Raw genomic sequence first — 24,207 nt, forward strand, 5'->3', positions numbered from 1 at the left:
GGCTCACCGGTGGCGGCCACGGTCCGCCGCCGGTGAGCCGCCTGGCGTCAGAGTGTGCAGTTCCTGGCCGAACCCGTGTTCACCTTGGCGCCGGTGAACTCCTCGATGATCGCGACGTTCTCCGGGGCGTAGTTCTTGGCGACGATCTTGGCCACGTCCGCGCTGCCGAGTTTGGCGGCGTGGGGCGCGGACTGATCCAGCCAATAGGCGGTGCGGAGGAATTCGACGAGCACGAATTGCCGCAATTCGGGCTGTGCCTTGATCTTGGCCCAGTAATCGGGGTGCTTGGTCTTGGCGACACGCAGGTAGAGCTGAAGGTAACGCAGGTTCGTGGCCGCGATGTCCCGCGAATTGCTCGCGCCCACGCCCTGGATGTATTCGGCGACGACGCTCGCCGCGGGCAGTCCCATGAGGCCGGCGTTGAGTTCCGCGATGATCCCCTGCATCCGGTACGAGCCCTGCTGCTGATCCCGCAGGTAGATGTCGTCCATCGACCGCGTGAGATCGTCCGTGATCAGCGGGAGGATCTCACGGCGGGGGAATCCGCCGTGGATCGGGACCTTCATCGCCTTGCGCGACGCGTCGATCCACGCCGAGACGTACACGTCCCACGACGTTCTCGAAGGATCCAGATCCCACATGTGGGTCTCTTCGTGGATCGCGACCATCAGGGACTCGGCGAGCGCGTTGAAGCTGGTCTTGTTCACGAACTGGCTGAAGTACTTGTCCTTGGCCTGGGCGATCGCGAGGGCTTCGCCGCTGGGCCAGCGCCGCTTGTACACGGCTTGGATCGTCTGCAACCACTTCGTGGAGTGGAAACCGGCCTTTATGTCACTGACATCGGCTTTCGGTTGTACGGGTTCTTCGTAACAGAAGGGGGCCGCTGTCTCTTGCGCGGTAGCGGAGACGGGAAATGCGGCCAGGGACAGGGCGAGGCACGCGGTCAGCACGGTAATGCCAAATCGGCGCATGGGGACCTCGGTTCACGGTAGGGGTTTTCCGTGGGGGCGGACGGAAGTGTCCCCTACCGATCACCGTCTCTTCAATGATCCGGCTCGTACTAGGGCTGGACAGGCTAGGAATTATGGCGGCGAACGGGCGAATCCGCGGCCAGCCGGGATCGGCGCATGCTGTAACCGAAGTAGATGCCCAGGCCGAGCGCCATCCAGCCGGCGAAGACGACCCAGGTCTCGCCGTCGAGGCTGAGCATCATGTAGCCGCAGCACAGCACCCCGAGGATCGGCGTGACGGGGGAGAAGGGCACCCGGAACGAGCGCGGTGCCTCCGGTTGCCGCTTGCGCAGCAGCAGGACCGCGATGTTCACCAGCCCGAAGGCGAACAGGGTGCCGATGCTGGTGGCGTCGGCCAGCTTCCCGAGCGGGACGAACGCGGCCAGCGTCGCGACGAAGCCGGAGACCACCAGGGTGTTGATCCGGGGTGTCCCGGTTTTGGGGTCCACTTTGGACAGCGAGGCGGGCACCAGCCCGTCACGGGACATCGAGAACAGGATGCGAGTCTGTCCGTAGAGGACGGTCAGCACGACACTGGAGATCGCCACGATGGCGCCGACGGCCAGCAATCCGGCCCACAGCGGGTTGTCGGACACGGCGCCGAGCACGTGCGCGAGCGCGGCCTCCTGGCCGTCGAAGTCCTGCCACGGCAGGGCGCCGACCGCGGCCACGGCGACGAGGCAGTACAGCACGGTGACGATGGCGAGCGAGAGCAGGATCGCCCTCGGCAGGTCCCGTTGCGGGTTCTTCGCCTCCTCGCCCGCGGTGGAGGCCGCGTCGAAACCGATGTAGGAGAAGAAGAGTTTCGCGGCACCGGCGCTCAGCCCGGCCAGTCCGAGCGGCAGGAACGGCGCGAAGTTCGCCGCCCGCACCGCCGAGAACGCGATCGCGCAGAACAGCACCAGCGTGCCGACCTTGATCACGACCATGATCGCGTTGGCCCGCGCGCTCTCCTTCGCCCCGGACAGCAACAGGAACATGGCCAGCAGCACGACGACGATGGCCGGGACGTTGACGAACCCGCCCGAGCCCGGTGGCTGGCTGAACGCGTCGGGGATGGCGAAACCGAACGTCAGCCGCAGCAGTTCGTTGAGGTACTGCCCCCAGCCGACGGCCACCGACGCCACCGAGACGCCGTATTCGAGCACCAGGCACCAGCCGCAGACCCAGGCGACCAGCTCGCCGAGCGTGGCGTAGGCGTAGGAGTAGGACGAACCGGACACCGGGATCATTCCGGCGAGTTCGGCGTAGGAGAGCGCCGAGAACAGCGCGGTGACCCCGGCGAGCACGAACGACAGCACGACCGCGGGGCCCGCCACGGGAACCGCTTCGCCGAGCACGACGAAGATCCCGCTGCCCAGCGTCGCGCCGATGCTGAGCATGGTCAGCTGCCCGAGGCCGAGGGAGCGCTTCAGCGTGCCGTGATCACTGTCGGCGATCAGGTCGGCGACCGGTTTCCGCCGCACCGCCGCGGCTCGCAGAGTCATGCCGAGGACCGTATCTGCCGCCTCGGAAGCCCCCGGGCCCGGCTATCGCCCGTCGAGCTGCCGGTCGTGCACCCTGCGCCAGACCAGCAAGGACACCACCGCGCCGCACAGGCAGAGGATCATGTCCCACTGCGTGTCCCAGATGTCTCCCTGGGTGCCGAGGAAATCGTCCGCGCCCGCGCCGGCGACCAGCGCGCTGAACCATTCCACGAACTCGAAACCGGCGGCGATGGTCACGCAGACACAGACGGTCAGGAACGCCACCCAGGCGCCGGGGCGCAGTGGCGTCCGGCGCAGCAGCACCTCGCGCACGGCGATCGCCGGGACGAAACCCTGGACGAAGTGGGCGAACCGGTCGTAGTTGTTCCGCTGGGTGCCCATCCAGGCCTGGAACCACTCCCCGGCCGGGGTCTCCGCGTAGGTGTACTGCCCGCCGTAGCACAGCACGAGCGCGTGCAGCACCAGCAGCCAGCACAGCAACCGGGTCAGGGGAAAGCGGTTGCGCAGGGCCACCACCAGCGGCAGCCCGGCCAGCACCCAGACGACTTCCAGCAGCCAGGTGCCGGGGGACCTGGCCAGGACGCCGGTCACCACGAGCACGGCGACCACGGAGCCGGCCAGCAGGATCCCTTCCGTCCGGCCGACTCCGCGCACCATGCGTGGGACCCTACTGCGACGGGTCCCGGCTCGCTCAGTTCAGCTTGCGCATGTCGGCGGGCAGGCCGCCGCCGGCGTAGACGTCCTCGGCCAGCTTCGCCAGCGCGGTGAGCGCGACGTTCTGGCTGAACGGCCCGTACGAGACCCGGGAGACACCGAGCTTCTGCGCGGTGGCCAGCGGGATCGAGCCCGGCACGCCGATCAGGTTCACCTTGCGCTCGCCCAGCGCCTCGACCAGCCTGCCGACCTGCGTCTCGTCGAGCTTGCCGGGCACGAAGAAGTTCGACGCGCCCGCGTCCAGGTACGCGCGGCCACGGGTGATCGCCTCGGCCAGCACCTCCTCGGGGTCACGGTCGCCCGCCCGGAGGAAGGCGTCGGTGCGGGCGTTGAGCACGAAGTCGACACCGGCGGACTGGGCGGCGGCGACCGCGGCCTCGACGGCCTTGACGGATTCGGCCAGCGGTTTCATCTGGTCTTCGAGGTTGCAGCCGACCGCGCCCGCCTCGATCGCGCGGGCGACGGTGCCGCCCGGATCGCCGTACCCCGCTTCCAGGTCCGCGGTGACCGGCAGATCGCCCGCGACCCGGACGATCAGGGCGACCTCGGCGATCATCTCGTCGCGGGGGATCACCTCACCGTCGGGGTAGCCGCGGGCGGCGGCGATACCGTGGCTCGGGGTGGCGAGCGCCTGCGTACCAGGGGTTTCGGCGACGACCTTCGCGGTGATCGCGTCCCACACGTTGACGACGAGCAGCAGTTCGGGGGCGGCGTGCAGCTCCTGCAGCCGGGTGGCCTTCTCGGCGATGGAAACCATGCCGTCAATCTAGAGGTTTTCGCGCCGAGGAGCCGATTCCTGTTACGCCCCGGGCCGGGGTGGCGACTGGTAGGGACAGCACTTCGAGGGAGGTCCCCGTGGAACTGACGATCAACGCGGCAGGCGACGAACAAGCGCTGACCGAGTTCTACAGCCGGCTCCGCGCCGACGCCGAGATGACCCGGTCCGCCACGATCAGCCTCGCCGGGTCGCGGAGCACGGGGGAGATGGGCGCCTTCGAGGTCATCTGCCTGTCCATCGGCTCCCTGACCGGGTTGGCGAACCTGGGGATCGCCTGGAGCGACTTCCTCCGCTCCCGCGAGGAGACACCCCCGTTCACCATCACGGTCGAGGGCGAGTTGACCGCCGAACAGCGCGCCATGCTCCGAAACCTCGACCTTCCGCTCTCGTGAACGTCACGCGCCGCTTCCCAGCCACCGCAGCGTTTCCAGCGCGACGGCCACGTCCACGGCGTTCTCCGCCAGCGGCCGGGGGAGCAGTTCGTCGGCCCGCGCCAGCCGCCGGACGACGGTGTTCCGATGGGTGTAGAGCCGTTCCGCGGTCCGTGTCGTGCTGCCCAGTTCGTGCACGTAGGCCCGCACGGTCTCCCGGGTCTCGGCGTCGGCGTGCCGGAGTTCGCCGAGGGTGTCGGCGACGAATTCGCCCGCCTGCGCCGGATCGCCGGTGAGCAGCGCGAGCAGCTGGATGTCCTGATACCGCGCGATCTGCTGGGGCGAGGTGAGCCGGGCGAGCATCCGCTGGGTGGCGGCGGCGTCCAGATGGCTGCGGCGGAATCCGTCGATCCCGCTGCCGGGCCGTCCGAGCGCGACCCGGGCGTCGGGATGCGGCGCGAGGTCTTCGGCGAGCCGGTCCGCGCGCGGCTGGGCCCGGCCGGGCAGCCAGACCCACAGGGCGGCGGCGCTGGCGACGACGGTCAGCCGGTGCGAAGCGCCACTCGCCCGCATGAGCGTCTCCGCGGCGGTTTCGAGCTGCTGGGACGACGGTGTCACCGAGCCGCTCCAGACGATCGCGGCCGTATGCGGTCCGGCGAGCGGGTAGCCGAGCTGGGCTTCGGCGCGCGAGCGGCTGATGGGCGCGCCTTCCAGCAGCAGGGTGACCGTGGCCCGCCGTTCGGCGTGGGCGCCGCGGGTCAGTTCCGTGCGTTCGGCGGCCATCCGTTCGGACACGGCGGCGACGGTGTCCTCGATGAACGTGGTGATCGACAGCGACGACACGTCGAGCAGTTCGCGGAGCAGCACCGGATCCGACGTGAGGTCGAAACAGATCTCGATCCACCGGCGCCAGGCCACCCCCTGCGCCCGCCGGTAGGCGTCGAGGCCGCCGGAGTCGAAACCGCGGCGCACCATGTCGCGAGCTCCGTCGAGCACTTCCCGATTGAGGTTGGCGGCGACCCGTTCACCGGGGCGCTGCACGTTGGCGGCCGCCCAGTGCAGCAGATTCGCCAGGTTGGCGCGTTTGGTGCCCTCGGTGAGCACGGGGTCCTCGGCGACCGCGCGCATGCTGTCCCCGCCGAGGGAGGCTTCGTGCAGCTCCTCGATCCATTCGGCGCGCGGATGCAGCACGATTTCCGCGCCTTGCCGGAAGAGGTCACGGGCCTCGGGGGACAGCGTCGGCCAGGGCGATGCGGCACTTTGCACCATGCGTGCATCATGATGGTGCAGATAGCGCTAGCGCAATTCCCCGCTCGCCCCGCATCGTGGAGGCAACCGAGACGAGGCTGGAGTACCGCATGACGACGAGCACCCCCGTCGAGCACCTCGACGTGGTCATCATCGGTGCCGGGATTTCCGGGATCGGGGCCGCGCGCTACCTGAAGACCGAGAACCCGGGCAAGACGTTCGCCATCCTGGAGGCGCGCGGCACGTCCGGCGGCACCTGGGACCTGTTCCGCTACCCGGGCATCCGGTCGGACTCCGACCTCCACACCTTCGGCTACGAGTTCAAGCCGTGGCGGGACAAGCAGTCGATCGCCGACGCGCCCCGGATCCTGTCGTACCTGCGCGAGACGATCACGGAGAACGGCATCGAACCCAGCATCCGCTATCACCACAAGCTGCTGTCGGCCGCTTGGTCGAGTGACGAGGCGCGCTGGCTGCTGGAGATCGAGCGGACCGACACCGGCGAGCGCACCAGCCTCAGCGCGGGCTGGCTGTTCAACGCCGGCGGCTACTACCGCTACGACGAGGGCTTCACCCCGCGATTCGAGGGCCGGGACCGGTTCGCCGGCACGATCGTGCACCCGCAGCACTGGCCCGAGGACCTCGATTACGCCGGCAAGCGCGTCGTCGTGATCGGCAGCGGCGCCACCGCGGTCACCCTGATCCCGGCGATGGCGGGCACCGCGGCGCACGTGACGATGCTGCAGCGCACCCCGACCTACGTCATGCCGGTGCCGCGCGAGGACAAGATCGCCAACGGCCTGCGCAAGATCCTCGGCGAAGAGCGGGCGTACGCGCTCACCCGCCGCAAGAACATCCGCAAGGGGCTGGCGGTCTGGCAGTTCTGCCAGAAGTTCCCGAAGACCGCCCGCGGGCTCATCCGCTACGTCAACAAGAAGCAGCTTCCGAAGGGCTATCCGGTCGACGAGCACTTCAACCCGCCGTACGACCCGTGGGACCAGCGGCTGTGCGCCGTGCCCGGCGGTGACCTGTTCGCCGCCATCCGCAAGGGCAAGGCCGACGTCGTCACCGACAAGATCGCGACATTCACCGAAAAGGGGATCCTGCTCGAATCCGGGCGGGAGCTGGAGGCGGACATCATCGTCACCGCCACCGGCCTGAACCTCCAGGTGTTCGGCGGGGCGAAGTTCAGTGTCGACGGGAAGCCGGTGATCATGCCGGAAACCGTCGCTTACAAGGGAATGATGCTTTCCGGCGTGCCGAACGCCGCGTTCGCGATCGGCTACACGAACTCGTCGTGGACACTCAAGATCGGCCTGCTGTGCGAGCACTTCTGCCGTCTGCTGGCGCATATGGACACCCACGGCTACGACGTCTGCCGTCCCGTGCTCGCCGACCCGGACATGCCGACGAAGCCGTTCCTGGACTTCGCCGCCGGATACGTCCAGCGCGCCCTCGACCAGCTTCCGCGTCAGGGCGATCGCATGCCGTGGCTGACGTCGATGAGCTACCACTCGGACATCAAGCTGCTGCGCGCGGACGACATCACCGATCCGGAGCTGCACTTCTCGCGCGCCGAGGTCCGGGAAGCGGTGAACTCGTGACCGACGGCTTCGCCGGCCTGCCCGGCGGCCTCCGGATCTGCTACCGCGAGGACGGCCCGGACGGCGGGGTGCCGCTGGTGCTGATCGCCGGGCTCGGTCTCGATCTCACCTCGTGGCCGCGGCCGATGATCGAGGGGCTCACCGGCCGCGGCTTCCGCGTCATCCGGTTCGACAACCGGGACGCGGGCTGCTCGGATCGCATCAAGGCGCCGAATCCCGGCAAACTCCGGCAACTGCTGGCCCGGCCGCTGCCGGACGCCTACGATCTCGGCGACATGGCGGCGGACACCGTCGGCTTGCTGGACCACCTGGGCGTCGAGAAGGCGCACCTGGTCGGCATGTCGATGGGCGGGATGATCGCGCAGACCGTCGCCGCCCGGAACCCCGGCCGGGTCCTGTCACTGACGTCGATCTTCTCCACGACCGGGCATCGCCGCGTCGGGCAGCCGGCGAAGTCGACTTTGGTGCGCATGGCGAGGAGGCCCGCTCAGACGGTCGAGGAGTCCGTGGCCGGGCACCTGTCGCTGATGGGCCACCTCGGCTCGGCCAGGTTCCCGCTGGACAAGGACGTCGAAACGGCCTGGGCCGAGGAACTGTGGGAACGCGCCGGGGGACGGCGCGCCCGAAGCGGTATCGCCCGCCAGATCGGCGCGATCCAGGCCAGCGGCGACCGCACCGCCGAGCTCGCCCGCATCACCTGCCCGACGGTCGTGGTCCACGGCGACACCGACCGGATGGTCCACCACAGCGGTGGCCGGGCGACCGCGAAGGCCATCAGCGGCGCCCGCTACGTCGAAATCCCCGGCATGGGGCACCACATCGCCCCGGACCTGGTGGAGCGGCTCGTCGAGCTCACCGCCCCGGCGGGAGACATCCGATGAGCGGCGTTCGCGGCAAGGTCGCCGTCGTCACCGGTGCCGGTTCCGGCATCGGCCGTCAGCTCGCCCTCGAACTCGCTCGGCGCGGGGCCCGGCCGCCCGCGTCATCGTCGACGGGGTCGAGGCGGGGAAACCGCGGGTGCTCGTCGGGAACGACGCGAAACTGGTCGACCGGCTCGTCCGGTTGCTTCCGCGGCGGTATCCGAAGCTGATCGTCGGCTTCGAACGGCGGCGTCTCGCCCGCTAGGGCGCTTTCCGCACGAAGCCGGCGCGCCGGTGCTCATGTCGCGAAACCCACTTTCGGGACACCAGACGTCCCGAAAGTGGCTTTCGCGACACCCTCCTTTGGCTTACCCCTCACTATGAAGCACGCCCTAGGCGTCGACGCTCCGGTGCCCCAGCAAGCCGAGCAGCCACGTGTACCGGACGGCTTCGCGTGCCTGGCCGTACGCGTCTTCCGTGCCGATCCAGATGGCCTGCGTGATCAATTCGATGGTGGCGGCGACGACCGTGCGCGCGGTGAACGGCGGCGGTGACGGCAGCGCGGGATCGGTGGCCCGCAGCCATTCCGCCGTCCGATCGAAGACGGCTTCGCCAGTGCGCAAGGTCTCCTCGCGGGCTTCGAGCCCCGCGTCGCCGAGCGCGTAGATCTCCAGTAACGCCGCGCGGACGGCCGTGGGGCGCCGGTGCACGTAGTCGACGAGGAATTCGCAGCAGGCGGTGACGGCGTCCAGCGGGGTCGGCGCCTCCGCGCCCACGGCGACGCCCTGGGTGATGAACTCCGTGGTGATCTCGCGGTAGGCGGCGAGGAACGCGTCCTGTTTGCCGGTGAACTGCTCGTAGAACGAGGTCCGGGACACGCCCGCCGTCGCGGTGATGTGGCCGACGGTGGTGGCGACGTAGCCGCGTTCGCCGGTGTTCTCCAGTACCGCGTCGATCAACCGGGCGCGCTGGGTTTCGGCGACCTCGTCACGGCTGAGGTTGTGCGGCCCCTTCGGCAGCTTGCGATGCTCGGTCACCTGCGGCACCGTACCGGTCGCCGAAATCCGTGAAGGCCCCCTCAAGGGACCCAGAGTCCCTCAAGGAGGCCTTCACGGACCGAGCGGTCAGCCGACCGGCACCTCCGGGGCAAGGGAGTTGCCGGGCGCGATCTTCCCGCAGCTGGTCGGCGCGGTCTTGCCCGCGAACCGGTCGTTGAGCCAGCCGATGGCCTGCGGTGCCCAGGCGACGGCCGCCCCGACATGGCTCAGCGTGGCGTACTGGTCGTACTTGATCGACTTGTTGCCGGTGTCGCAGTACTGCCGCGCGAGCGAGCGCACGTCGCCGGCGACCATCACGCCGTCACCGGTCCCGATTCCCGGCGGGTTGCCGAAGGTGCCTTCCACGACACCGTTGTTGCCCTGCGCAATGTAGCCGGGAACGGTCGGAGTCGGCGCGGAGCCGAGGTTGATCTTGTTGACGGCCTCGACGTACGGCAGCACCTTGTTCGGGTTGACGTACTCGGGCTTGACGAGTTTCTCCCACGTCAGCCCGGGATACCGGCCGAGCGCGTCGACGATCGACGCCTTTTCCATGTCCTTGAGCACCTGAAGGCCGTACGAATTCGCATACGGCTTGAGATCGATGCCGAAGGAACGCGAGACTCCGATGAGCGCCATCGGGATGACGCCGGTCCACGCGACGCTGCCGTTGACGTACTTGAGATTGTGCGACGGCTTGACGAGCACTCCGCCCTCGGTGAAACCGACGAGGTTCTTGTTGACCTCGGGCGCGTAATCCGGCGCGAGCGCGGCTGCCCAGCCCGTCGCGATGGCGCCGCCCGAATACCCGATGAGACCGAACCGGGTCTTGTCGTTCATTCCCGTTCCGGGAGACCGCGTCGCGGCACGGATGGAATCCAGGGTGTTCGTCCCGTATTCCGGCCCGGCGGCGAAGTTCGCCTTCTGGCCCTCGGTGTCGGGAATGACGACGTTGTAGCCCAGCAGCAGGGCGGGCGCGATGAACAGCGACTCGGCGTTGGCGATCAGGCCGCCGAGCGAGACGTCACCGGCGATCGCCCTCGACGGGCCGTGCTCCGGGTTCAGTGAATCGTAGAACGATTGGTACGAAACGGCTTTGGTGCTGTCACCGGTGAGACTCCGCAGCACCGAAGTGACGTTGGCGGACGGCTTCCCCTGCGCGTCGGTGGACCGGTACAGCAGCTGGGTCACCTTGAGCGGCGTGGGAATACCGATGACGTGGTAATTGAGCGTCCGGGTCTTCAACACGGTCCCGGGGCTGTACGACGACAGCGGTTCGCTGCCGTCGTAACTGTAGAACGGATCGGTCGCGGGGGCGGCGGAGGCGGCGGGCGCGGCGGCGAAACCGACGACGAGGGCGATCGCGACGGCCAGCAGACGAGCGGGCTTTCGGGTCATGACTCCCCTTTGAATCATGAAGTGGATCACGTTTGGATGCCCGGAACCTACCAGCCGGTAACTGATGGTGTACAGCCCCGTACATCATTAATCGCGCGATTTCGACGGTTCTTTTACCCGCGTTGGGACAGAGCACGGCTCGGAAAGGGTTCGGGTTGTGATCCAGCACAAAAACGGCAGTGCGATCAACGGGATCAGGGCCGTCCGCAAGGAGGTGTGGTCGGCGACCGTCCCGATGAGGGGGCTCGCGAGCCCGCCGATGCTGACCGTCAGGCCGAGCGTGACGCCGCTGGCGGTGCCGACGCGCGTGGGGAGGTAGTCCTGCGCGAGCGTGATCTGCAGGGAGAACGGCACGTACAGGCTCACCGCGGCCAGCAGGACGAAGGGGAAGAACGCCGGCCCCGGCACGAAAACGACTCCCGCGACCGCGACGACGGTGGCCAGATAGGACCGGCGCACCACGAGGACGCGGTCCCGGCGCCCGGCCAGCCTGCTGCCGAGCACCGTGCCCGCGGCGCCGCCGAGATAGAGCAGGAACAGCGCGGCGCTGCCCGTCGCCGCGCCGCCTCCGACCCGTTGCCGCGCGTAGAGCGAGACGAACGTGCTCAGGCCGACGAACACGATGGAGCGGAGGACGACCGCCGCCGACAGCTTCGCGAACGATCGCCGGTCGTCGGCACCGGCGACGTTCGACGGCGAGCCGCCGGTACGGGCGCTCCCGGCGAGCGCGTGCAGCACAGGCAGGCAGAGCACGGAACCGGCCAGCGCCGGAACGACGAGCAGTGGTGACATCCGCAGCCCGCCGAGCGCCATGACGGCGGTGACGAGTACGGGTGCGGCGGCGAATCCGATGTTCCCGCCCAGGGAGAACCAGCCCATGGCCGTATGCCCGCCGCCACCGGCGATCCTCGCGACCCGTGCGGCCTCGGGGTGGTAGGCGGCCACGCCGATTCCCGACACGGCGACGAAAGCCAGCGTCAGCGCGTACGAGTCGACGAGCCCGCCGAGGCCGATCCCGAGGCCGCCGAGGAGGGTGGCCGACGGCAGCAGCCACGGCATCGCCCAGCGGTCGGTCAACGCGCCGAACAACGGCTGCGCCACCGACGACAGCAGCGACGCGGCGAGCACGATGCCCGACACCGCCGCGTATCCGTAGGCGCGTTCGGCCGCGAAGAACGGCACCAGCGCGGCGACCGAACCCTGGTACACGTCCACGCACGCGTGCCCGGCCGACAACAGGATGATCGCTCTGTTCTTCCGCACCTCGCCATGCTCGTGGCGGCGCACGGTGTCGCGCTTCCGATAAAGTGACAAACGATGACGGAAATCCGCCACATGCCCGCGGCGCCGACACAGGTCCGGTCCCTGGCCTCCGGCATGACGATCGAGGCGCATCGCCACGACGACCACCAGGTCGCCTACGCCGCTCGTGGCGTACTGGCCATCACCACCGACAGGGGCTCCTGGGTCGCGCCCGCCACGAGGGCCATCTGGGTACCCGCCGGGACCGTGCACGCCCACCAGGCGCACGGCGACCTCGAACTCCGGCTCGTCGGCCTGCCCGCCACGGTGAACCCGGTGCGGCTGAACGAACCGGGCGTGCTGGCCGTCGAACCGCTCCTGCGCGAGCTCATCCGCGCCTACACCGATCCGCCGCACGACGACTCGCCGGAACGACGACGGCTGCGCGCGGTACTGCTCGATCGGCTTCGTGTCTCGCCGCGGCAACCCCTGCACCTGCCGACGCCGGCCGATCCGCGGTTGCGCGCGCTGTGCGAGATCCTCAGCGCCGATCCGGCCGACAACCGGACGCTGGCCGCTCTCGGCGCGCGGGTCGGAGCGAGTGATCGCACCCTGGCGCGGCTCTTCAAGGCCGACCTCGGGATGACCTTCCCGCAGTGGCGCACCCAATTGCGGCTCTACCGCGCGTTGGTCCTCCTGGCCGAGGACACCCCGGTGACCGCGGTGGCGCATGCCTGCGGCTGGTCGTCCACCAGCGCGTTCATCGACGTGTTCCGCCGTGCCTTCGGGCATACGCCGGGCAGGTACTACGACCGGTGAACGCGAAAACGGGGCCGGTCCACAAAGGACCGGCCCCGCTCTTCGTCCGTTTCCTACGCCTCGCTACGGCGACGGCGCACGAGCAGCACCATCAGCACACCCGCGCCGAGAAGCGCGCCACCGATGATCAGCGGCATGGTGGCGGAGGCACCGGTGTTGGCGAGTTCGTCGCCGCCACCCGATTCGGCGCCACCGGGGGTGGTGGGGGCCGGGGTTTCGGTGACGGGCGCGCCGCCCTGCTTCCAGCTCGCGGTGGCGTTCGCGGCGACCGAGGTCTTCTCGGACTGCGCGACGATCAGCGACTGGGCGGGCACCTTGTCGTAGTTCTCGCCCACGAACAGGCGGCCGGTGTCGAGGTGGCCGCTGACCTTCAGCGAGAACGTGCCGGAGCCGTCCTTGGCGTCCTTGGGGACGTCGACGTAGACCTTGGTGCCGTCCTTGATGTCGGCGGCCTTGATCGCCTTGCCGTCGGCGTCGGTGACCTTGACGCCCTCGGGGAGCTTGCTCGTCAGCTCGGTGATGTCACCGCTGGTGGCGATGCTGAACGGGCCGATCCGGGTACCGGTGGCGCCCGCGGCCTTGGCCGGGCCGATGTCCAGGGTCGGCTTCGGCTGCTGGCCGATGCCGACGTTGTCCTTGCCGACGAGGTAGTCGTAGACCGCCAGCACGTCGGCGGCGGACTCCCCGGCGCCCTCGCCCGAAACCGGGTTGGCGCGCTTCAGGTCCTTGCCGTCACTGAAGTGCCACACCGCGGCCTGCGTCGCGGTGATGGCCTCCTTGACCGACAGGCCACCGTTGAACTTGACGTCGCCCTTGCCGAGCGTGCCTTCGAGCGCCTTCACCGACGCTGCCGGGTAGCCGTGGTGCAGCACCCAGTTGAGCTTCGCGCTGTTCTTGTTGAACGGCGACTTGGTGTCCGGGTACTTGTTCCACGGACGCTCGATCATGTCCTGGTCGGTACGCATGCCGACCTCGACCTGCACGCAGTACATCTTGAGCTTGCTGCCGTCCGACAGCTTCAGCGTGAACAGCACCGCTCCGGCGGGGTTCCCGCTCTCGAAGTTGATGCCGAACCCGCGTTCGCCTTCCTTTTCGATGACCCGGCCGCGCGCCGCGCCGTCGTCGGCGAGGGCGGCCGGAGCGGCCATCGTCAGCGCGACGGCCGCGGAGGCCACCGCGATCCCGCCGCGAACCAGAACTGACCTGCCGTGCATGTGTCTCCCATCCGGATACGGACCACGAATGCCAGTGCCGTGTGCGACCACAGGCCCCGACCGCAACGGCTCGCCCGAACAGGGGATAAGTAATCCCATCGAGCGAGAGCGGAGCATACAGAGGTCATACATACGGCTACTCAGGGGTATGGCTCATGTCCGAATTGCCCCGAACGTTGGGTGAACGGCGGGAAAACGATCTTGGCCGGGTAGAGCCCGGCTCTTCGCCGGAAAGAAACCGACGGAAAGCTCGCGGATGGAGGTACCGTCACTCCTCCGGTCGCTGTTGAATTGGACCAGACCATTCACTGGCGATTGGAGTCCTCATGACGCGACGGCACCTCCGCCGGGGGTTGTCCCTGGTGGCCGGGCTCGCCTTGGCGGGAGCGCTGCTCCCGGCCGCGAGCAGCGCGGAACCCCTGGATACGCGGGGAGTTCCGCTCGGCGAGCTGACCGCCACGGCGACCAAGGTCGCGTCCGGGCTGGTCAACCCGACCGCGATCACGGCGATGAACGACGGCAGCGGCCGGATCCTCATCGTGGAGAAACGCGGCGTCGTCCGGGCCTACCATCCTCGGACCGGCCTCGCCGCGAAGCCGGTGCTCGACATCAGCGCCAAGGTGAACGGCGCGGACGTCGAGCGCGGGTTGCTCGGGCTGGCGATCGCCAAGGACAGGCGGGTCTACGTCGCGTACACCCGCAAGGCCGACAGCGCGGTGACGCTGTCCCGCGTCCGGCTGGACACCGGCGAGCTCACCGAGCTGATCACCCAGCCGCATTCGGAGTTCCCCAATCACAACGGCGGCCAGCTCGCGTTCGGCCCGGACGGATACCTGTACTGGGGGATCGGCGACGGGGGCGGCGGGGGCGATCCGCTGGCCACCGGGCAGCGGCTGGACACGTTGCTGGGCAAGATCCTGCGGATCGACGTCGGCCGCGCGTGCCCTCCGCTCAAGTACTGCGTCCCGGCGGGCAATCCGTTCGCCGGCGTGGCGGGCGCGCGTGCGGAGATCTGGTCGTACGGGTTGCGCAATCCGTGGCGGTTCTCCTTCGACCCGGCCGACGGTTCGCTGTGGATCGGTGACGTCGGCCAGGGCCGGTTCGAGGAGGTCGACCACCTCGCCCGGGGCAAGGGCGGCGCGAACTTCGGCTGGTCCTGCAAGGAGGGCCCGGTCGTCTTCGACGAGACACGCTGCGAGGACGGCGTGACCTACACCGATCCGGTCTTCCACTACGTCTCCGGCACGGAGGGCTGCGCGGTGATCGGCGGGCACGTCTACCGCGGCAGGAAGTACGCGGCACTGGCCGGCGGGACCTACCTCGCCACCGACTTCTGCCAGGGAACGGCCTGGGCCGTCCGCAAGAAGACCGACGGCACCTACGAAAGCGCCCGGATCGGCGAGTTCCCGCTCGACGCCACCACGTTCGGCACCGATCAGAACGGCGAACTGTACCTCGCCGACGAAACCCCCGGCGGACTGCACCGGATCTCGTTCGCGCGCAAGGGATAGAGCCCGCCCCGGCCGCGTCCGCCCGGCGCGGCCGGGGCACCCCGTCGCGTTTCATCAAGTTTTCATCATCGCTGCCTAGCGTGAGGCCGTCCGGTGAAAACAGTGATGGAGGGCGACGTGGAGCAGACATTCCCACCCGGAGGCGCGCAGTGGTCGCCGCCGCAGGGCTGGGTCCCGCAACCGGTACCGGTACCGGCGCCGCCCACTCGGAAACCCCGGTGGCCGCTCTTCGGCGGGATCGCCGGACTGGTGCTGGTGCTCCTCGCGGGTCTGACGACCTGGCTGCTGTGGCCGTCGAAGGCGAACCGCGAACCCTTCGAGCAGGCGCTCGCCGGGCTTTCCTCGGCGCCCGCCGTCCGGAACAGCACCTCCGCGGTCGGCGGGATGATCAAAACGGACGTCAAGACCACCGCGACCGGCGAGACGTCCGGCACGATGTCGCTGCGGGGCAAGAAGATCGACATCCTGGTCGTCGGCGGCAAGGTCTACTTCAAGGCGCCGGACGGCATGCTGCCCGGGGCGATGGCGGACGCGGGCGGGACCGACGAGCTCAAGGATCGGTGGATGACCGGCGAGGACGCGCTGTTCGGCCCGGCGCTGCAGCAGTTCGAATCCCCGGAGAAACTCGCCGCCCGGCTGCGCGCGGCGCTGGACCAGGCGGACGAGATCGCCGAGGACCAGAACGAGACCGTCCGGGACGTTCCGGCGCTCAAGGCGAGCACGCCCGCGGGGGACCTGTACGTCTCGAAGGAAGCGCCACACCGCCTTCTCCGCTATTCGGTGAAGATGCCAGGGGGGACACCGTCCCTGCCCGGCGCGGAATCGCAGCCGCCGATACCGACCGGCGCCGGCCTCGGCGAGTCCGATGTGGACGCCCTGTCGCCGCAAGAGACCGGCGCCGTCTACGACACCTTGATGGTGAACGCGCAGAAGCTGTCCGGTGCCGTCGACACCAGTGTGCGGTTCGAGATGGACGGCGCGGCCACCGTCGCGTGCAGCTCGTCGGGCTGCACGGTGACGGCGAACGTGTCCAACTCCGCCTCGGCGAACGGTGGTGGCAAGGTGAGCGGCAAGGTCGACGCCACGATGACCGCGAACGTGACGATCGGTGGGCGTTCGGCGGGGAGCTGCCGGGAAACGGCCAGCCTGCCGTTGAACGGCTCGGCTTCCATCACCTGTGTCAACGGCGGGGCCGGGAGCGTCTTCTCGTCCGTCGAAGCGGAGAAGAAGGCGGACGCCGAAGCGCGCTCGCGTGCCTCCGGCGGGGTGCCGGTCCAGTACCGGATCGAGAGCATCGCGCAGGTCGCCGTGCTGGCCAAGGCGGTCGGGGAGGTCGAGGTCAGCAGGCTGGTCGGCGAGCTGGCGGACCGGCGTTCGAAGTTCGGCGGCAAGTGACACCCGGAGGAAGAACAGCGCCGGGCGAACGGCTTCGATGCCGCGCGCCCGGCGCTTTCGCGTCCCGGTGTCTTCGGGTCAGTCCGTGCCGGATTCGATCGCGGCGTGGTCCAGCAGTTCGTCTTCGGCCGAGGCCTTGCCGCGCGAGGCGATCGCCTGCGCGCCGCCCGCGTCCATGGCCCCGATGAGGCCGGTCGACGCGGCCTGCGCGGCGCCGATCAGCGTCGGGTGCCCGCCGCCGACCATGCCCAGCCCGGCGTACTGCTCGAGTTTGGCGCGCGAGTCCGCGATGTCGAGGTTCCGCATGGTGAGCTGGCCGATCCGGTCCACCGGGCCGAACGCCGAGTCCTCGGTGCGCTCCATGGACAGCTTGTCCGGGTGGTAGCTGAAGAACGGGCCGGTGGTGTCGAGGATCGAGTAGTCCTCGCCGCGCCGCAGCCGCAGGGTGACCTCGCCGGTGACGGCCGCGCCGACCCACCGCTGCAGGGATTCGCGCAGCATCATCGCCTGCGGGTCCAGCCAGCGGCCTTCGTACATGAGCCTGCCGAGACGGCGGCCTTCGTTGTGGTAGCTGGCGAGGGTGTCCTCGTTGTGGATCGCGTTGACGAGCCGCTCGTACGCCGCGTGCAGCAGCGCCATCCCCGGCGCTTCGTAGATACCGCGGCTCTTGGCCTCGATGATCCGGTTCTCGATCTGGTCGGACATGCCGAGCCCGTGCCGCCCGCCGATCGCGTTGGCCTCCAGGACCAGGTCGACCGCGGTGGCGAACTCCTTGCCGTTGATCGTCACCGGACGGCCCTGCTCGAAGCCGATCGTGACGTCCTCGGGCGCGATCTCGACCTCGGGGTCCCAGAACCGGACGCCCATGATCGGGTTCACAATCTCGATGCCGGTGTCGAGGTGCTCCAGCGATTTGGCCTCGTGCGTCGCGCCCCAGATGTTCGCGTCGGTGGAGTAGGCCTTCTCGGTGCTGTCCCGGTACGGCAGGTCGTGGGCCTGCAGCCACTCGGACATCTCCTTGCGGCCGCCGAGCTCGCTGACGAACGCGGCGTCCAGCCACGGCTTGTAGATCCGCAGGGACGGGTTCGCGAGCAGGCCGTAGCGGTAGAACCGCTCGATGTCGTTGCCCTTGAAGGTGGACCCGTCGCCCCAGATCTGGACGTCGTCCTCGAGCATCGCGCGCACCAGCAGGGTGCCGGTGACCGCGCGGCCGAGCGGGGTGGTGTTGAAGTAGGTGCGGCCGCCGTTGCGGATGTGGAAGGCGCCGCAGGACAGCGCCGCGAGACCTTCCTCGACCAGCGCGGCCTTGCAGTCGACGGCGCGCGCGATCTCGGCGCCGTAGGCCTTCGCCCGGCCCGGGACCGACGCGATGTCGGGTTCGTCGTACTGGCCGATGTCAGCGGTGTAGGTGCACGGCACTGCACCCTTCTCGCGCATCCACGCGACCGCTACCGAGGTGTCGAGGCCGCCGGAGAAGGCGATCCCGACGCGTTCGCCGACAGGCAGAGAGGTGAGTACCTTGGACATGATGGAAGTATATGCATAGGTGTGTATGACCATGCAAGCCGGGGTGAGCAGGGCAACTCGGGTGGGTGGTGGCCCGGGGTGGTCGTGAGCGGCGTTCGCCTCGCCGGCACCAGCCGTCACACCAGTGGCGCGTGAAGGCCCCTTCCCTCGGCTCAGCCGAAGAAACTCGACCTTCACACCTTGTCGAGGTTCATGAAGGACCCCTTCCTGTACCCAGGCGCAAGGAAGGGGTCCTTCATGTACTCAGGCGGGCAGCATTCGTGAGTGGCGATCTCGGTCGACGCGGCGCTCGCCCGTGTCCGATTCGTGACCCGTCCGCGAAGCCCTCCGCCACGAATGCTTGGTGACACCTCTGCGGAAAAGCGCCGATTTCCCTTGCCGCAAAAGGAAACCAGTCCGAACGCCCCGCGGCTGCGAATACCTGGCATGAAGACTTCGCGGACCGACCGGGAATCACGCCTCCCGCTCTTCGGGGCGGCGCTGATCGGCGTCGTGGCCCTCGCCGCGGCGCTGGCGGCCGGTCATCTCGTGGCCGGGTTCATCGGTTCGAACGCGTCGCCGTACCTCGCGGTCGGCAACGGGGCGATCGATCTGACGCCGGTGGAGCTGAAGGACTTCGCCGTCCGGACGTTCGGGGTCTACGACAAGCTCGTGCTGCTCGGCGGGATGGCCGTCGTGATGGTGCTCGCCGCCGCCGTGGCGGGCGTCGTCTCGCGCCGGTCACCGGTTCCCGGGGTCGTGCTGATCGCCGCCTTCGGTCTGCTGGGCGGGCTCGCCGTGTCGCAGCGCCCCGACCTCTCGGCCGTCGCACTGCTCGCCCCGCTGGCCAGCCTGATCGCCGGGGTCGGCGTATTCCTCTGGTTGCATCGCCTGGCCTCGGCCAAACCCCAGGCCGAAGCCGCGGGCACCGCGCCGTCACGCAGGTCGGTGCTGCTGGCGGGAGCCGGTGCCGTCGTCGCCGCGGGGGCGGCGGGGGCAGGCGGGCAGCTCCTCTCCGGCACGCGAGACGCGGAGTCTTCCCGCGCGGCCGTCGGACGGCTCGTTCCCGCCGAGCCGGCGCCGCCGATCCCGGCCGACGCGGATTTCGCCAAACTCGGCACGCCGACGTTCCTCACCTCGAACCGCGACTTCTACCGCGTCGACACCGCGCTGTCGGTGCCGCAGGTCCGGGCCGAGGACTGGAGCCTGCGCCTGCACGGCATGGTGCGCGAGGAAAAGCGGTACACCTACGACGACATCCGCGATCGTCCGCTGATCGAACGCACCATCACCATGACCTGCGTGTCCAACGAGGTCGGCGGCACCTACGTGTCGACGGCGAACTTCATCGGCGTCGACCTCGGGGAGCTGTTGCGGGAGGCCGGGGTCCTGCCCGGTGCCGAGCAGATCTTCTCGACCAGCATCGACGGCTGGACGGCGGGCAGCCCGGTCGTCGCCGCCCTCGACCCGGAACGCGGTGCGATGCTGGCGATCGGGATGAACGGAGAACCGCTCCCGGTCGAACACGGTTTTCCCGCGCGAATGGTGATCCCCGGGCTCTATGGCTACGTTTCGGCGACGAAATGGGTCAAGGATCTGGAGATCACCACCTGGAAAGCGCGCCGCGCGTATTGGCTCGACCGCGGCTGGGGTGAACAGGCCCCGATCAAAACGCAGTCCAGGATCGACAGTCCGAAAGGTTTCGAAACGGTGCCCGCGGGGAAGGTCCGGATATCGGGCGTGGCGTGGGCACAGCACACCGGTGTCGAGCGGGTCGAAGTCCGGCTCGGCGCGAACGGGAACTGGCTGCCCGCAACGCTTTCGCGCGAGGTGAACGTCGACACCTGGCGGATGTGGTGGACCGAGTTCGACGTCCCGCCCGGCAGTCACCAGGTCACCGTCCGGGCTGTCGACAAATCCGGCTACACCCAGACCGACGCCCGCGCCGGAACCGTTCCGGACGGCGCGACGGGCTGGCATGTCATCAGTTTCACCGCACGGTGATCGGCGTCACTCGAAAGAGTGGCAATCCGGTTTCGCGGTGGGTCCGAATACCCGGCAAGAGTCCGAAAAACAAATGGAGTGATTTTCCGTGAGCAAGCTTCGCGTCGCAGGAATCGGTTTCACCGCGGCCACCGCGCTGGCCTTGGCCGCCTGCAGCAGCAACGACAGCGCTTCGTCCGGCAGCTCCAGCAGCGCCCCCGCGCCCGCCCCGTCCTCGTCGATGTCGGCCCCGATGTCCAGCGCCGCCTCCGGTGACGGCGTCACCACCAACGCCGACGTGTTCGGCCCGGCCTGTTCGCAGCTGCCGCAGGGCAGTGCGCCGGGTTCGCTGGACTCGATGGGCCCGCAGCCGGTCGCCAGCGCGGCCTCGACCAACCCGCTGCTGACCAAGCTGGTCGCCGCGGTGAAGGCCACCAACCTGGTCGACACGCTCAACAGCCAGCAGGCCATCACCGTGTTCGCCCCGGCGGACCCGGCGTTCGAGGCCTTGGGTGAGGCGAAGTTCACCGAGCTGGCGGGCAAGCCGGACCAGCTGGCCCCGATCCTGCAGTACCACGTCGTCGGCAAGCGGTACGACGCCAAGGGCCTGGAGTCCGCCAAATCCGTGGAGAGCCTGAACACCGCGGGCGGCCCGGTCAAGATCGAGGGTTCGGGCGAGAACATGACCGTCAACGGCGCGAAGATCCTGTGCGGCAACATCCCCACCAAGAACGCCACCGTCTTCGTCATCGACAAGGTGCTGACCCCGGGCACCAACAAGAACTAGGTCCCCACACCATGATCGCGGTGACCACGCTCACGGGCGTGGCCACCGCGATCTTCGTGTCAGGGAACCAACGCGGCCGCGTCGACGTCGGTCACGACGATCCGCAGGCTCGCGTTCTCCCAGGGCGTTCCGGTGAGCACCGCGCGCAGGGCCGCCCCGGCGGCCTCCGTGAGCGGCGGGATCGGCACCTCCAGCGCGACGACGCGGATCTCGACGACGTTCTCGGAGATGTCGACGGCCATCACGTCGAGGTCCCACGGCACCGCGGACGCGGCGGTGGTGGTGGACGGCGTGGCCGCGCGCAGCCCCGGCACCTCGCGGAGTGTGCTCAGCAGCGACGCGGTCAGTTCGGAACGTGCGGTCACAACAGTCCTCCACGGATTTCGATGTCCAAAATGGACACCGAGACGGCCGAGGGGGTGAGCCCGGTCGCCTCGGTGACCGCCTTGCCGACGGCACGTTGCACCGCCTGCGCCGTCGCCGCGGCCTGGTCCAGCCCGGAAAGGGAGAGGTCGATCTCCACCCGGACGTCCGGCGGATCGTGCTCGACGAAGGCGCGGACCCCTTCGGTCGGCGCCGGTTCGAGGCCCTTGATCCGCTGCCGCGCGATCCGGGTCAGCGATCCGGCCAGCCCGCGCAGCCCGGGTTCCAGGCGGACCACGCCGGGGACCCGGGCCGCGGCGTGCGCGGCGACGGCCGCGATCACCGGAGGGGAGATCACCGTTTCGACCAGTGACCTCGCCGGGGCCTGCTCACGCGTCATAGATGTCCTCCACCGTCAGATCCAGCCGGGCCAGCCGGAGACCCACCCTGGCCCCGGCCGCGGCCGTGACCCGTTCGCGGACCACGTCCAGCGAGTCGCCGTGGAAATCATGGGCGATCGCCAGGTGCAGTTCCACGTTCACGGCCAGCGGATCGGCGATGTCCGGCGCGGGCAGGACCCGGCACCGCCGGGCGCGGACACCGTTCACGGAGTCCGCGGCGAACCGCAGCACCGCCGCCACCGCTTGATCGCTCACCTGCACTTCGCCGGGCTCCGGGCTGGCCAGCGGCACCAGGTCCCGGCGCCGCACCTCGGCACGGATCGCGGACATGATCCGGCCGGTGAGATCCGGCGAGGGCTCGGCGTCGTCCTCGGCCAGTTCCCTGGTGAGCCCGCGCAGCACCCGGAGGCTTTCGCGGGTCGCCCGGCAGTGCGGGCAGTCGAGTTCGTGCTCGTCGGCCCGGCCGGCGTCGACCTCGTCGAGCCGGTCCCAGATCTGTTCCACATCACGGCCGCACGGCAGCAGGTAGTCCTGGGTCGCGTGGTTCATCGCCATGGCGCCATCACCTCCGCCAACTGTGCTCGTGCTCGCGCGATGCGTCCGCGCACCGCGGTGGTGGTCGCCCCGATCGCCTTCGCGATCTCCTCGTAGGAGCGCCCGTGGACCTCGCGCAACAGCCAGCAGGCCCGTTGCTCGGCGGTCAGCTGGTCCAGTGCCCCGGTCAGCGCCGTCATCTGCGCGCTCGTCTCGGCCGCGCGGTCCGGACGGCCCGCCGAACCGGCGGACTCCTGCTGGTCCAGCTCGACGTCGGCCACCGGTTTCCTGGCGCGGATCACGTTCAGGCACCGGTTGGTCGTCATCCGGTAGAGCCAGCCGACGAACGCCGCGTCCTCCTGCAGCTGGCCGAGCCGCCGCCAGGCGACGAGGAACACCTCCTGGACGACGTCCTCGGCGTCTCCTTTGTTCCCGAGCATCCGCAGCGCCAGCCGGTACATCGGCCCTTGGAACCGCAGGACGAGCTGCTCGTACGCGCGGATCTCGCCGTCGCGGGCGCGCGCCACCAGCGTCGCGTCGTCCAGCACGGTTTCGCCGGCCGCGAGCGGTTCGGTTCTCGCCGAAGTCGTCATCGAGCGCACCTGTGCAGCGCCGTCATGCCGAAGCTCCCTTCGCCCCACCCGGGCAGGTGGTCACCCTTCAAGACACGGCTTCCCCGGAAACGTCACGCGGGAAACTTTCCCCAGCCGACCACGGCGCCGCGGATCGCGCACGCCGAGACCGTGTGGTCAGCCCAGCCGGGCGAGCGCGGGATACTCGTCGAGGGTGATGTCGGTGGCGAGTTTGTCGGTCACCCACAGCATCGAGCGCAGCAGAAGCCGCCGCCGGAACATCTGGTCGCGCAGTTTCATCCTCAGTTTCGTCGGCGGCGCGAGGAACGGGCCGGCGTTGGCGTTGCGGGTCACCTTGGCGTAGCGGAGGAACTTCTCGTCGTACCGGCGGAAGGCGAGTTCGTGGTCGCCGTCCGCCGCGGCGAGCTCGCCCGCGATGACGTACGCCGCCACGACGGCGAGCCCGCTGCCGAAGCCGGCCAGGGTGTTGCCGTACGCCGCGTCGCCGAGGAGAGCGACACGTCCGGTGGAGTAGCCGTCCATCGTGACCCGGGCGATCGAGTCGAGGTACACGTCGTCCGAACGCTTCACCATCTCCATCAGTTCGGGCAGCCGCCAGCCGCCGCCGTCGAAGGCGGTGGTCAGGATCTCCTTCTGCTGCCCGATGTCGTACCGGTCGTAGCCGAGCTCGGGGGAGGCGAACACGAAGAACGCGTTCGCCTTGGGCCCGCCGGTGGCCGCCATCCGGCCGGGCTCGTTGTACATCACCGCCGGTCCGCCGTCGGTCTCGTCGGTCTCGACCAGGGCGTAGTAGTGGCCGAGGTGCTTCACGTAGCCGGTTTCTGGGCCGAACGCCAGCCGTCGCACGGTGGAGTGGATGCCGTCCGCGCCGAAGACGAGGTCGAAGCGCCTCGGGGCGCCGCGTTCGAAGGTGACGTCGACGCCGTCGGCCGTCTCGGTCAGCGAAGCGAGGGAGTCGCCGAAGACGTACTCGCAGTCCCGCTCGGTCCGTCCGTAGAGGATCCGTGCCAGGTCGCCGCGCCGGATCTCGACGTCGCCGCCGGTGAACTCGCCGGGAAGGACGGCGAGCGGCCGTCCCTCGGCGTCGACGATGGTCTGGTCGAGCCCGCCGGTCTGGTGACGGCGGATCTCGTCGAGGACGCCCATCCGTTCCAGCACGAAGCGGTGCGTGGCGCCCTTGAAGTCGACGGCCTGGCCGCCGTCGCGGAGTTCCGGCGACCGCTCGACGACGGTGACCGAGTAACCCTGGCGGGAGAGCCAGAAGGCGAGGGCGGGACCGGCGATGCTGGCGCCGGAGATGAGGGCTGTCCTGTTCGTCATGGCCGGAGCTTCGCGGCCCGTGTTGACGAAGC

23 protein-coding genes are annotated in these 24,207 nt (G+C 69.3%); 8 read left to right on the forward strand and 15 right to left on the reverse strand.

Annotated features, from left to right (window positions below):
• Positions 1-47 precede the first annotated feature (47 nt).
• From ACOCEP_RS21745 to ACOCEP_RS21760, 4 genes are all read right to left on the reverse strand, one after another.
• Complete coding sequence (locus ACOCEP_RS21745; RefSeq protein WP_482330817.1) at positions 48-782, reverse strand: hypothetical protein; 735 nt, start codon at positions 780-782, stop codon at positions 48-50.
• 293 nt (positions 783-1,075) lie between these two features.
• The gene (locus ACOCEP_RS21750) at positions 1,076-2,497 is read right to left on the reverse strand and encodes an amino acid permease (RefSeq protein ID WP_482330818.1); all 1,422 of its coding nucleotides are present in this window, start codon (positions 2,495-2,497) and stop codon (positions 1,076-1,078) included.
• A gap of 42 nt (positions 2,498-2,539) precedes the next feature.
• Positions 2,540-3,154 (reverse strand): DUF2238 domain-containing protein, encoded by a 615-nt coding sequence (locus ACOCEP_RS21755; RefSeq protein ID WP_482330819.1) that lies wholly within the window; start codon positions 3,152-3,154, stop codon positions 2,540-2,542.
• A 34-nt stretch (positions 3,155-3,188) separates the two neighbouring features.
• Positions 3,189-3,968, reverse strand: coding sequence for an isocitrate lyase/PEP mutase family protein (locus ACOCEP_RS21760; protein WP_482330820.1), 780 nt, complete (start codon positions 3,966-3,968; stop codon positions 3,189-3,191).
• A 98-nt stretch (positions 3,969-4,066) separates the two neighbouring features.
• Between ACOCEP_RS21760 and ACOCEP_RS21765 the strand changes: the two genes are divergently transcribed.
• Positions 4,067-4,381 (forward strand): effector-associated constant component EACC1, encoded by a 315-nt coding sequence (locus ACOCEP_RS21765; RefSeq protein ID WP_482330821.1) that lies wholly within the window; start codon positions 4,067-4,069, stop codon positions 4,379-4,381.
• A gap of 3 nt (positions 4,382-4,384) precedes the next feature.
• Here the strand turns inward: ACOCEP_RS21765 and ACOCEP_RS21770 are convergent, their stop codons facing one another.
• On the reverse strand, positions 4,385-5,629 hold the full coding sequence (locus tag ACOCEP_RS21770; protein WP_482330822.1) for a PucR family transcriptional regulator: 1,245 nt from the start codon (positions 5,627-5,629) through the stop codon (positions 4,385-4,387).
• A gap of 89 nt (positions 5,630-5,718) precedes the next feature.
• On the opposite strand from ACOCEP_RS21770, the gene ACOCEP_RS21775 reads away from it, so the two are divergent.
• Positions 5,719-7,212, forward strand: coding sequence for a flavin-containing monooxygenase (locus ACOCEP_RS21775; RefSeq protein ID WP_482330823.1), 1,494 nt, complete (start codon positions 5,719-5,721; stop codon positions 7,210-7,212).
• Complete coding sequence (locus ACOCEP_RS21780; RefSeq protein WP_482330824.1) at positions 7,209-8,093, forward strand: alpha/beta fold hydrolase; 885 nt, start codon at positions 7,209-7,211, stop codon at positions 8,091-8,093. The genes ACOCEP_RS21775 and ACOCEP_RS21780 overlap by 4 nt, the downstream gene beginning before the upstream one ends.
• Positions 8,094-8,464: 371 nt before the next feature.
• On the opposite strand, the gene ACOCEP_RS21785 is transcribed toward ACOCEP_RS21780, so the two are convergent.
• From ACOCEP_RS21785 to ACOCEP_RS21795, 3 genes are all read right to left on the reverse strand, one after another.
• The gene (locus ACOCEP_RS21785; RefSeq protein ID WP_482330825.1) at positions 8,465-9,109 is read right to left on the reverse strand and encodes a TetR/AcrR family transcriptional regulator; all 645 of its coding nucleotides are present in this window, start codon (positions 9,107-9,109) and stop codon (positions 8,465-8,467) included.
• Between the two features lie 87 nt (positions 9,110-9,196).
• Positions 9,197-10,507: a lipase family protein gene (locus ACOCEP_RS21790; protein ID WP_482330827.1), complete on the reverse strand. Its 1,311-nt coding sequence runs from the start codon at positions 10,505-10,507 to the stop codon at positions 9,197-9,199.
• A gap of 87 nt (positions 10,508-10,594) precedes the next feature.
• Positions 10,595-11,770 carry an MFS transporter gene (locus tag ACOCEP_RS21795; RefSeq protein ID WP_482330828.1) on the reverse strand — a complete coding sequence of 392 codons (1,176 nt, stop codon included), beginning with the start codon at positions 11,768-11,770 and terminating at the stop codon, positions 10,595-10,597.
• Between the two features lie 54 nt (positions 11,771-11,824).
• Between ACOCEP_RS21795 and ACOCEP_RS21800 the strand changes: the two genes are divergently transcribed.
• Entirely contained in the window at positions 11,825-12,568 is a 744-nt protein-coding gene (locus ACOCEP_RS21800) for an AraC family transcriptional regulator (RefSeq protein WP_482330829.1), read from the forward strand.
• 53 nt (positions 12,569-12,621) lie between these two features.
• On the opposite strand, the gene ACOCEP_RS21805 is transcribed toward ACOCEP_RS21800, so the two are convergent.
• Positions 12,622-13,782: a thioester domain-containing protein gene (locus tag ACOCEP_RS21805; RefSeq protein WP_482330830.1), complete on the reverse strand. Its 1,161-nt coding sequence runs from the start codon at positions 13,780-13,782 to the stop codon at positions 12,622-12,624.
• A gap of 326 nt (positions 13,783-14,108) precedes the next feature.
• On the opposite strand from ACOCEP_RS21805, the gene ACOCEP_RS21810 reads away from it, so the two are divergent.
• Together ACOCEP_RS21810 and ACOCEP_RS21815 are read left to right on the forward strand one after the other, a co-directional pair.
• Positions 14,109-15,293 carry a PQQ-dependent sugar dehydrogenase gene (locus ACOCEP_RS21810; protein ID WP_482330832.1) on the forward strand — a complete coding sequence of 395 codons (1,185 nt, stop codon included), beginning with the start codon at positions 14,109-14,111 and terminating at the stop codon, positions 15,291-15,293.
• A 117-nt stretch (positions 15,294-15,410) separates the two neighbouring features.
• Positions 15,411-16,688 carry an SON protein gene (locus tag ACOCEP_RS21815; protein ID WP_482330833.1) on the forward strand — a complete coding sequence of 426 codons (1,278 nt, stop codon included), beginning with the start codon at positions 15,411-15,413 and terminating at the stop codon, positions 16,686-16,688.
• A gap of 78 nt (positions 16,689-16,766) precedes the next feature.
• Here ACOCEP_RS21815 and argG read toward each other — a convergent pair whose 3' ends face one another.
• The gene (argG, locus tag ACOCEP_RS21820) at positions 16,767-18,215 is read right to left on the reverse strand and encodes an argininosuccinate synthase (RefSeq protein ID WP_192745727.1); all 1,449 of its coding nucleotides are present in this window, start codon (positions 18,213-18,215) and stop codon (positions 16,767-16,769) included.
• A 426-nt stretch (positions 18,216-18,641) separates the two neighbouring features.
• Here argG and ACOCEP_RS21825 point away from each other — a divergent pair, with 426 nt between their 5' ends.
• Both ACOCEP_RS21825 and ACOCEP_RS21830 read left to right on the forward strand, forming a co-directional pair.
• The gene (locus ACOCEP_RS21825; RefSeq protein WP_482330834.1) at positions 18,642-20,198 is read left to right on the forward strand and encodes a molybdopterin-dependent oxidoreductase; all 1,557 of its coding nucleotides are present in this window, start codon (positions 18,642-18,644) and stop codon (positions 20,196-20,198) included.
• An 88-nt stretch (positions 20,199-20,286) separates the two neighbouring features.
• Complete coding sequence (locus ACOCEP_RS21830; protein ID WP_482330836.1) at positions 20,287-20,964, forward strand: fasciclin domain-containing protein; 678 nt, start codon at positions 20,287-20,289, stop codon at positions 20,962-20,964.
• A gap of 59 nt (positions 20,965-21,023) precedes the next feature.
• Here the strand turns inward: ACOCEP_RS21830 and ACOCEP_RS21835 are convergent, their stop codons facing one another.
• The 5 genes from ACOCEP_RS21835 to ACOCEP_RS21855 form a co-directional block, all read right to left on the reverse strand.
• The gene (locus ACOCEP_RS21835; RefSeq protein WP_482330837.1) at positions 21,024-21,329 is read right to left on the reverse strand and encodes a hypothetical protein; all 306 of its coding nucleotides are present in this window, start codon (positions 21,327-21,329) and stop codon (positions 21,024-21,026) included.
• Complete coding sequence (locus tag ACOCEP_RS21840) at positions 21,326-21,727, reverse strand: Asp23/Gls24 family envelope stress response protein (RefSeq protein WP_482330838.1); 402 nt, start codon at positions 21,725-21,727, stop codon at positions 21,326-21,328. Before ACOCEP_RS21840 ends, ACOCEP_RS21835 begins: the two co-directional genes overlap by 4 nt.
• Positions 21,717-22,283 carry an Asp23/Gls24 family envelope stress response protein gene (locus tag ACOCEP_RS21845; RefSeq protein ID WP_482330839.1) on the reverse strand — a complete coding sequence of 189 codons (567 nt, stop codon included), beginning with the start codon at positions 22,281-22,283 and terminating at the stop codon, positions 21,717-21,719. The genes ACOCEP_RS21840 and ACOCEP_RS21845 overlap by 11 nt, the downstream gene beginning before the upstream one ends.
• Positions 22,274-22,855 carry an RNA polymerase sigma factor gene (locus tag ACOCEP_RS21850; RefSeq protein WP_482330841.1) on the reverse strand — a complete coding sequence of 194 codons (582 nt, stop codon included), beginning with the start codon at positions 22,853-22,855 and terminating at the stop codon, positions 22,274-22,276. Before ACOCEP_RS21850 ends, ACOCEP_RS21845 begins: the two co-directional genes overlap by 10 nt.
• A gap of 156 nt (positions 22,856-23,011) precedes the next feature.
• Positions 23,012-24,175, reverse strand: coding sequence for an FAD-dependent monooxygenase (locus ACOCEP_RS21855; RefSeq protein ID WP_482330842.1), 1,164 nt, complete (start codon positions 24,173-24,175; stop codon positions 23,012-23,014).
• Between the last annotated feature and the right edge of the window lie 32 nt (positions 24,176-24,207).

The sequence above is a fragment of the Amycolatopsis sp. CA-211722 genome, from assembly GCF_056828465.1.

Bases quoted from the DNA above. Each gene is read 5' to 3' on its own strand.
- ACOCEP_RS21770 (WP_482330822.1), bottom strand. From the start codon at position 5,629: ATGGTGCAAAGTGCCGCATCGCCCTGGCCGACGCTGTCCCCCGAGGCC.
- ACOCEP_RS21800 (WP_482330829.1), top strand. From the start codon at position 11,825: ATGACGGAAATCCGCCACATGCCCGCGGCGCCGACACAGGTCCGGTCC.
- ACOCEP_RS21850 (WP_482330841.1), bottom strand. From the start codon at position 22,855: ATGACGACTTCGGCGAGAACCGAACCGCTCGCGGCCGGCGAAACCGTG.
- ACOCEP_RS21750 (WP_482330818.1), bottom strand. From the start codon at position 2,497: ATGACTCTGCGAGCCGCGGCGGTGCGGCGGAAACCGGTCGCCGACCTG.
- ACOCEP_RS21845 (WP_482330839.1), bottom strand. From the start codon at position 22,283: ATGGCGATGAACCACGCGACCCAGGACTACCTGCTGCCGTGCGGCCGT.
- ACOCEP_RS21790 (WP_482330827.1), bottom strand. From the start codon at position 10,507: ATGACCCGAAAGCCCGCTCGTCTGCTGGCCGTCGCGATCGCCCTCGTC.
- ACOCEP_RS21855 (WP_482330842.1), bottom strand. From the start codon at position 24,175: ATGACGAACAGGACAGCCCTCATCTCCGGCGCCAGCATCGCCGGTCCC.
- ACOCEP_RS21755 (WP_482330819.1), bottom strand. From the start codon at position 3,154: ATGGTGCGCGGAGTCGGCCGGACGGAAGGGATCCTGCTGGCCGGCTCC.
- ACOCEP_RS21805 (WP_482330830.1), bottom strand. From the start codon at position 13,782: ATGCACGGCAGGTCAGTTCTGGTTCGCGGCGGGATCGCGGTGGCCTCC.
- ACOCEP_RS21825 (WP_482330834.1), top strand. From the start codon at position 18,642: ATGAAGACTTCGCGGACCGACCGGGAATCACGCCTCCCGCTCTTCGGG.
- ACOCEP_RS21840 (WP_482330838.1), bottom strand. From the start codon at position 21,727: ATGACGCGTGAGCAGGCCCCGGCGAGGTCACTGGTCGAAACGGTGATC.
- ACOCEP_RS21760 (WP_482330820.1), bottom strand. From the start codon at position 3,968: ATGGTTTCCATCGCCGAGAAGGCCACCCGGCTGCAGGAGCTGCACGCC.
- ACOCEP_RS21810 (WP_482330832.1), top strand. From the start codon at position 14,109: ATGACGCGACGGCACCTCCGCCGGGGGTTGTCCCTGGTGGCCGGGCTC.
- argG (WP_192745727.1), bottom strand. From the start codon at position 18,215: ATGTCCAAGGTACTCACCTCTCTGCCTGTCGGCGAACGCGTCGGGATC.
- ACOCEP_RS21775 (WP_482330823.1), top strand. From the start codon at position 5,719: ATGACGACGAGCACCCCCGTCGAGCACCTCGACGTGGTCATCATCGGT.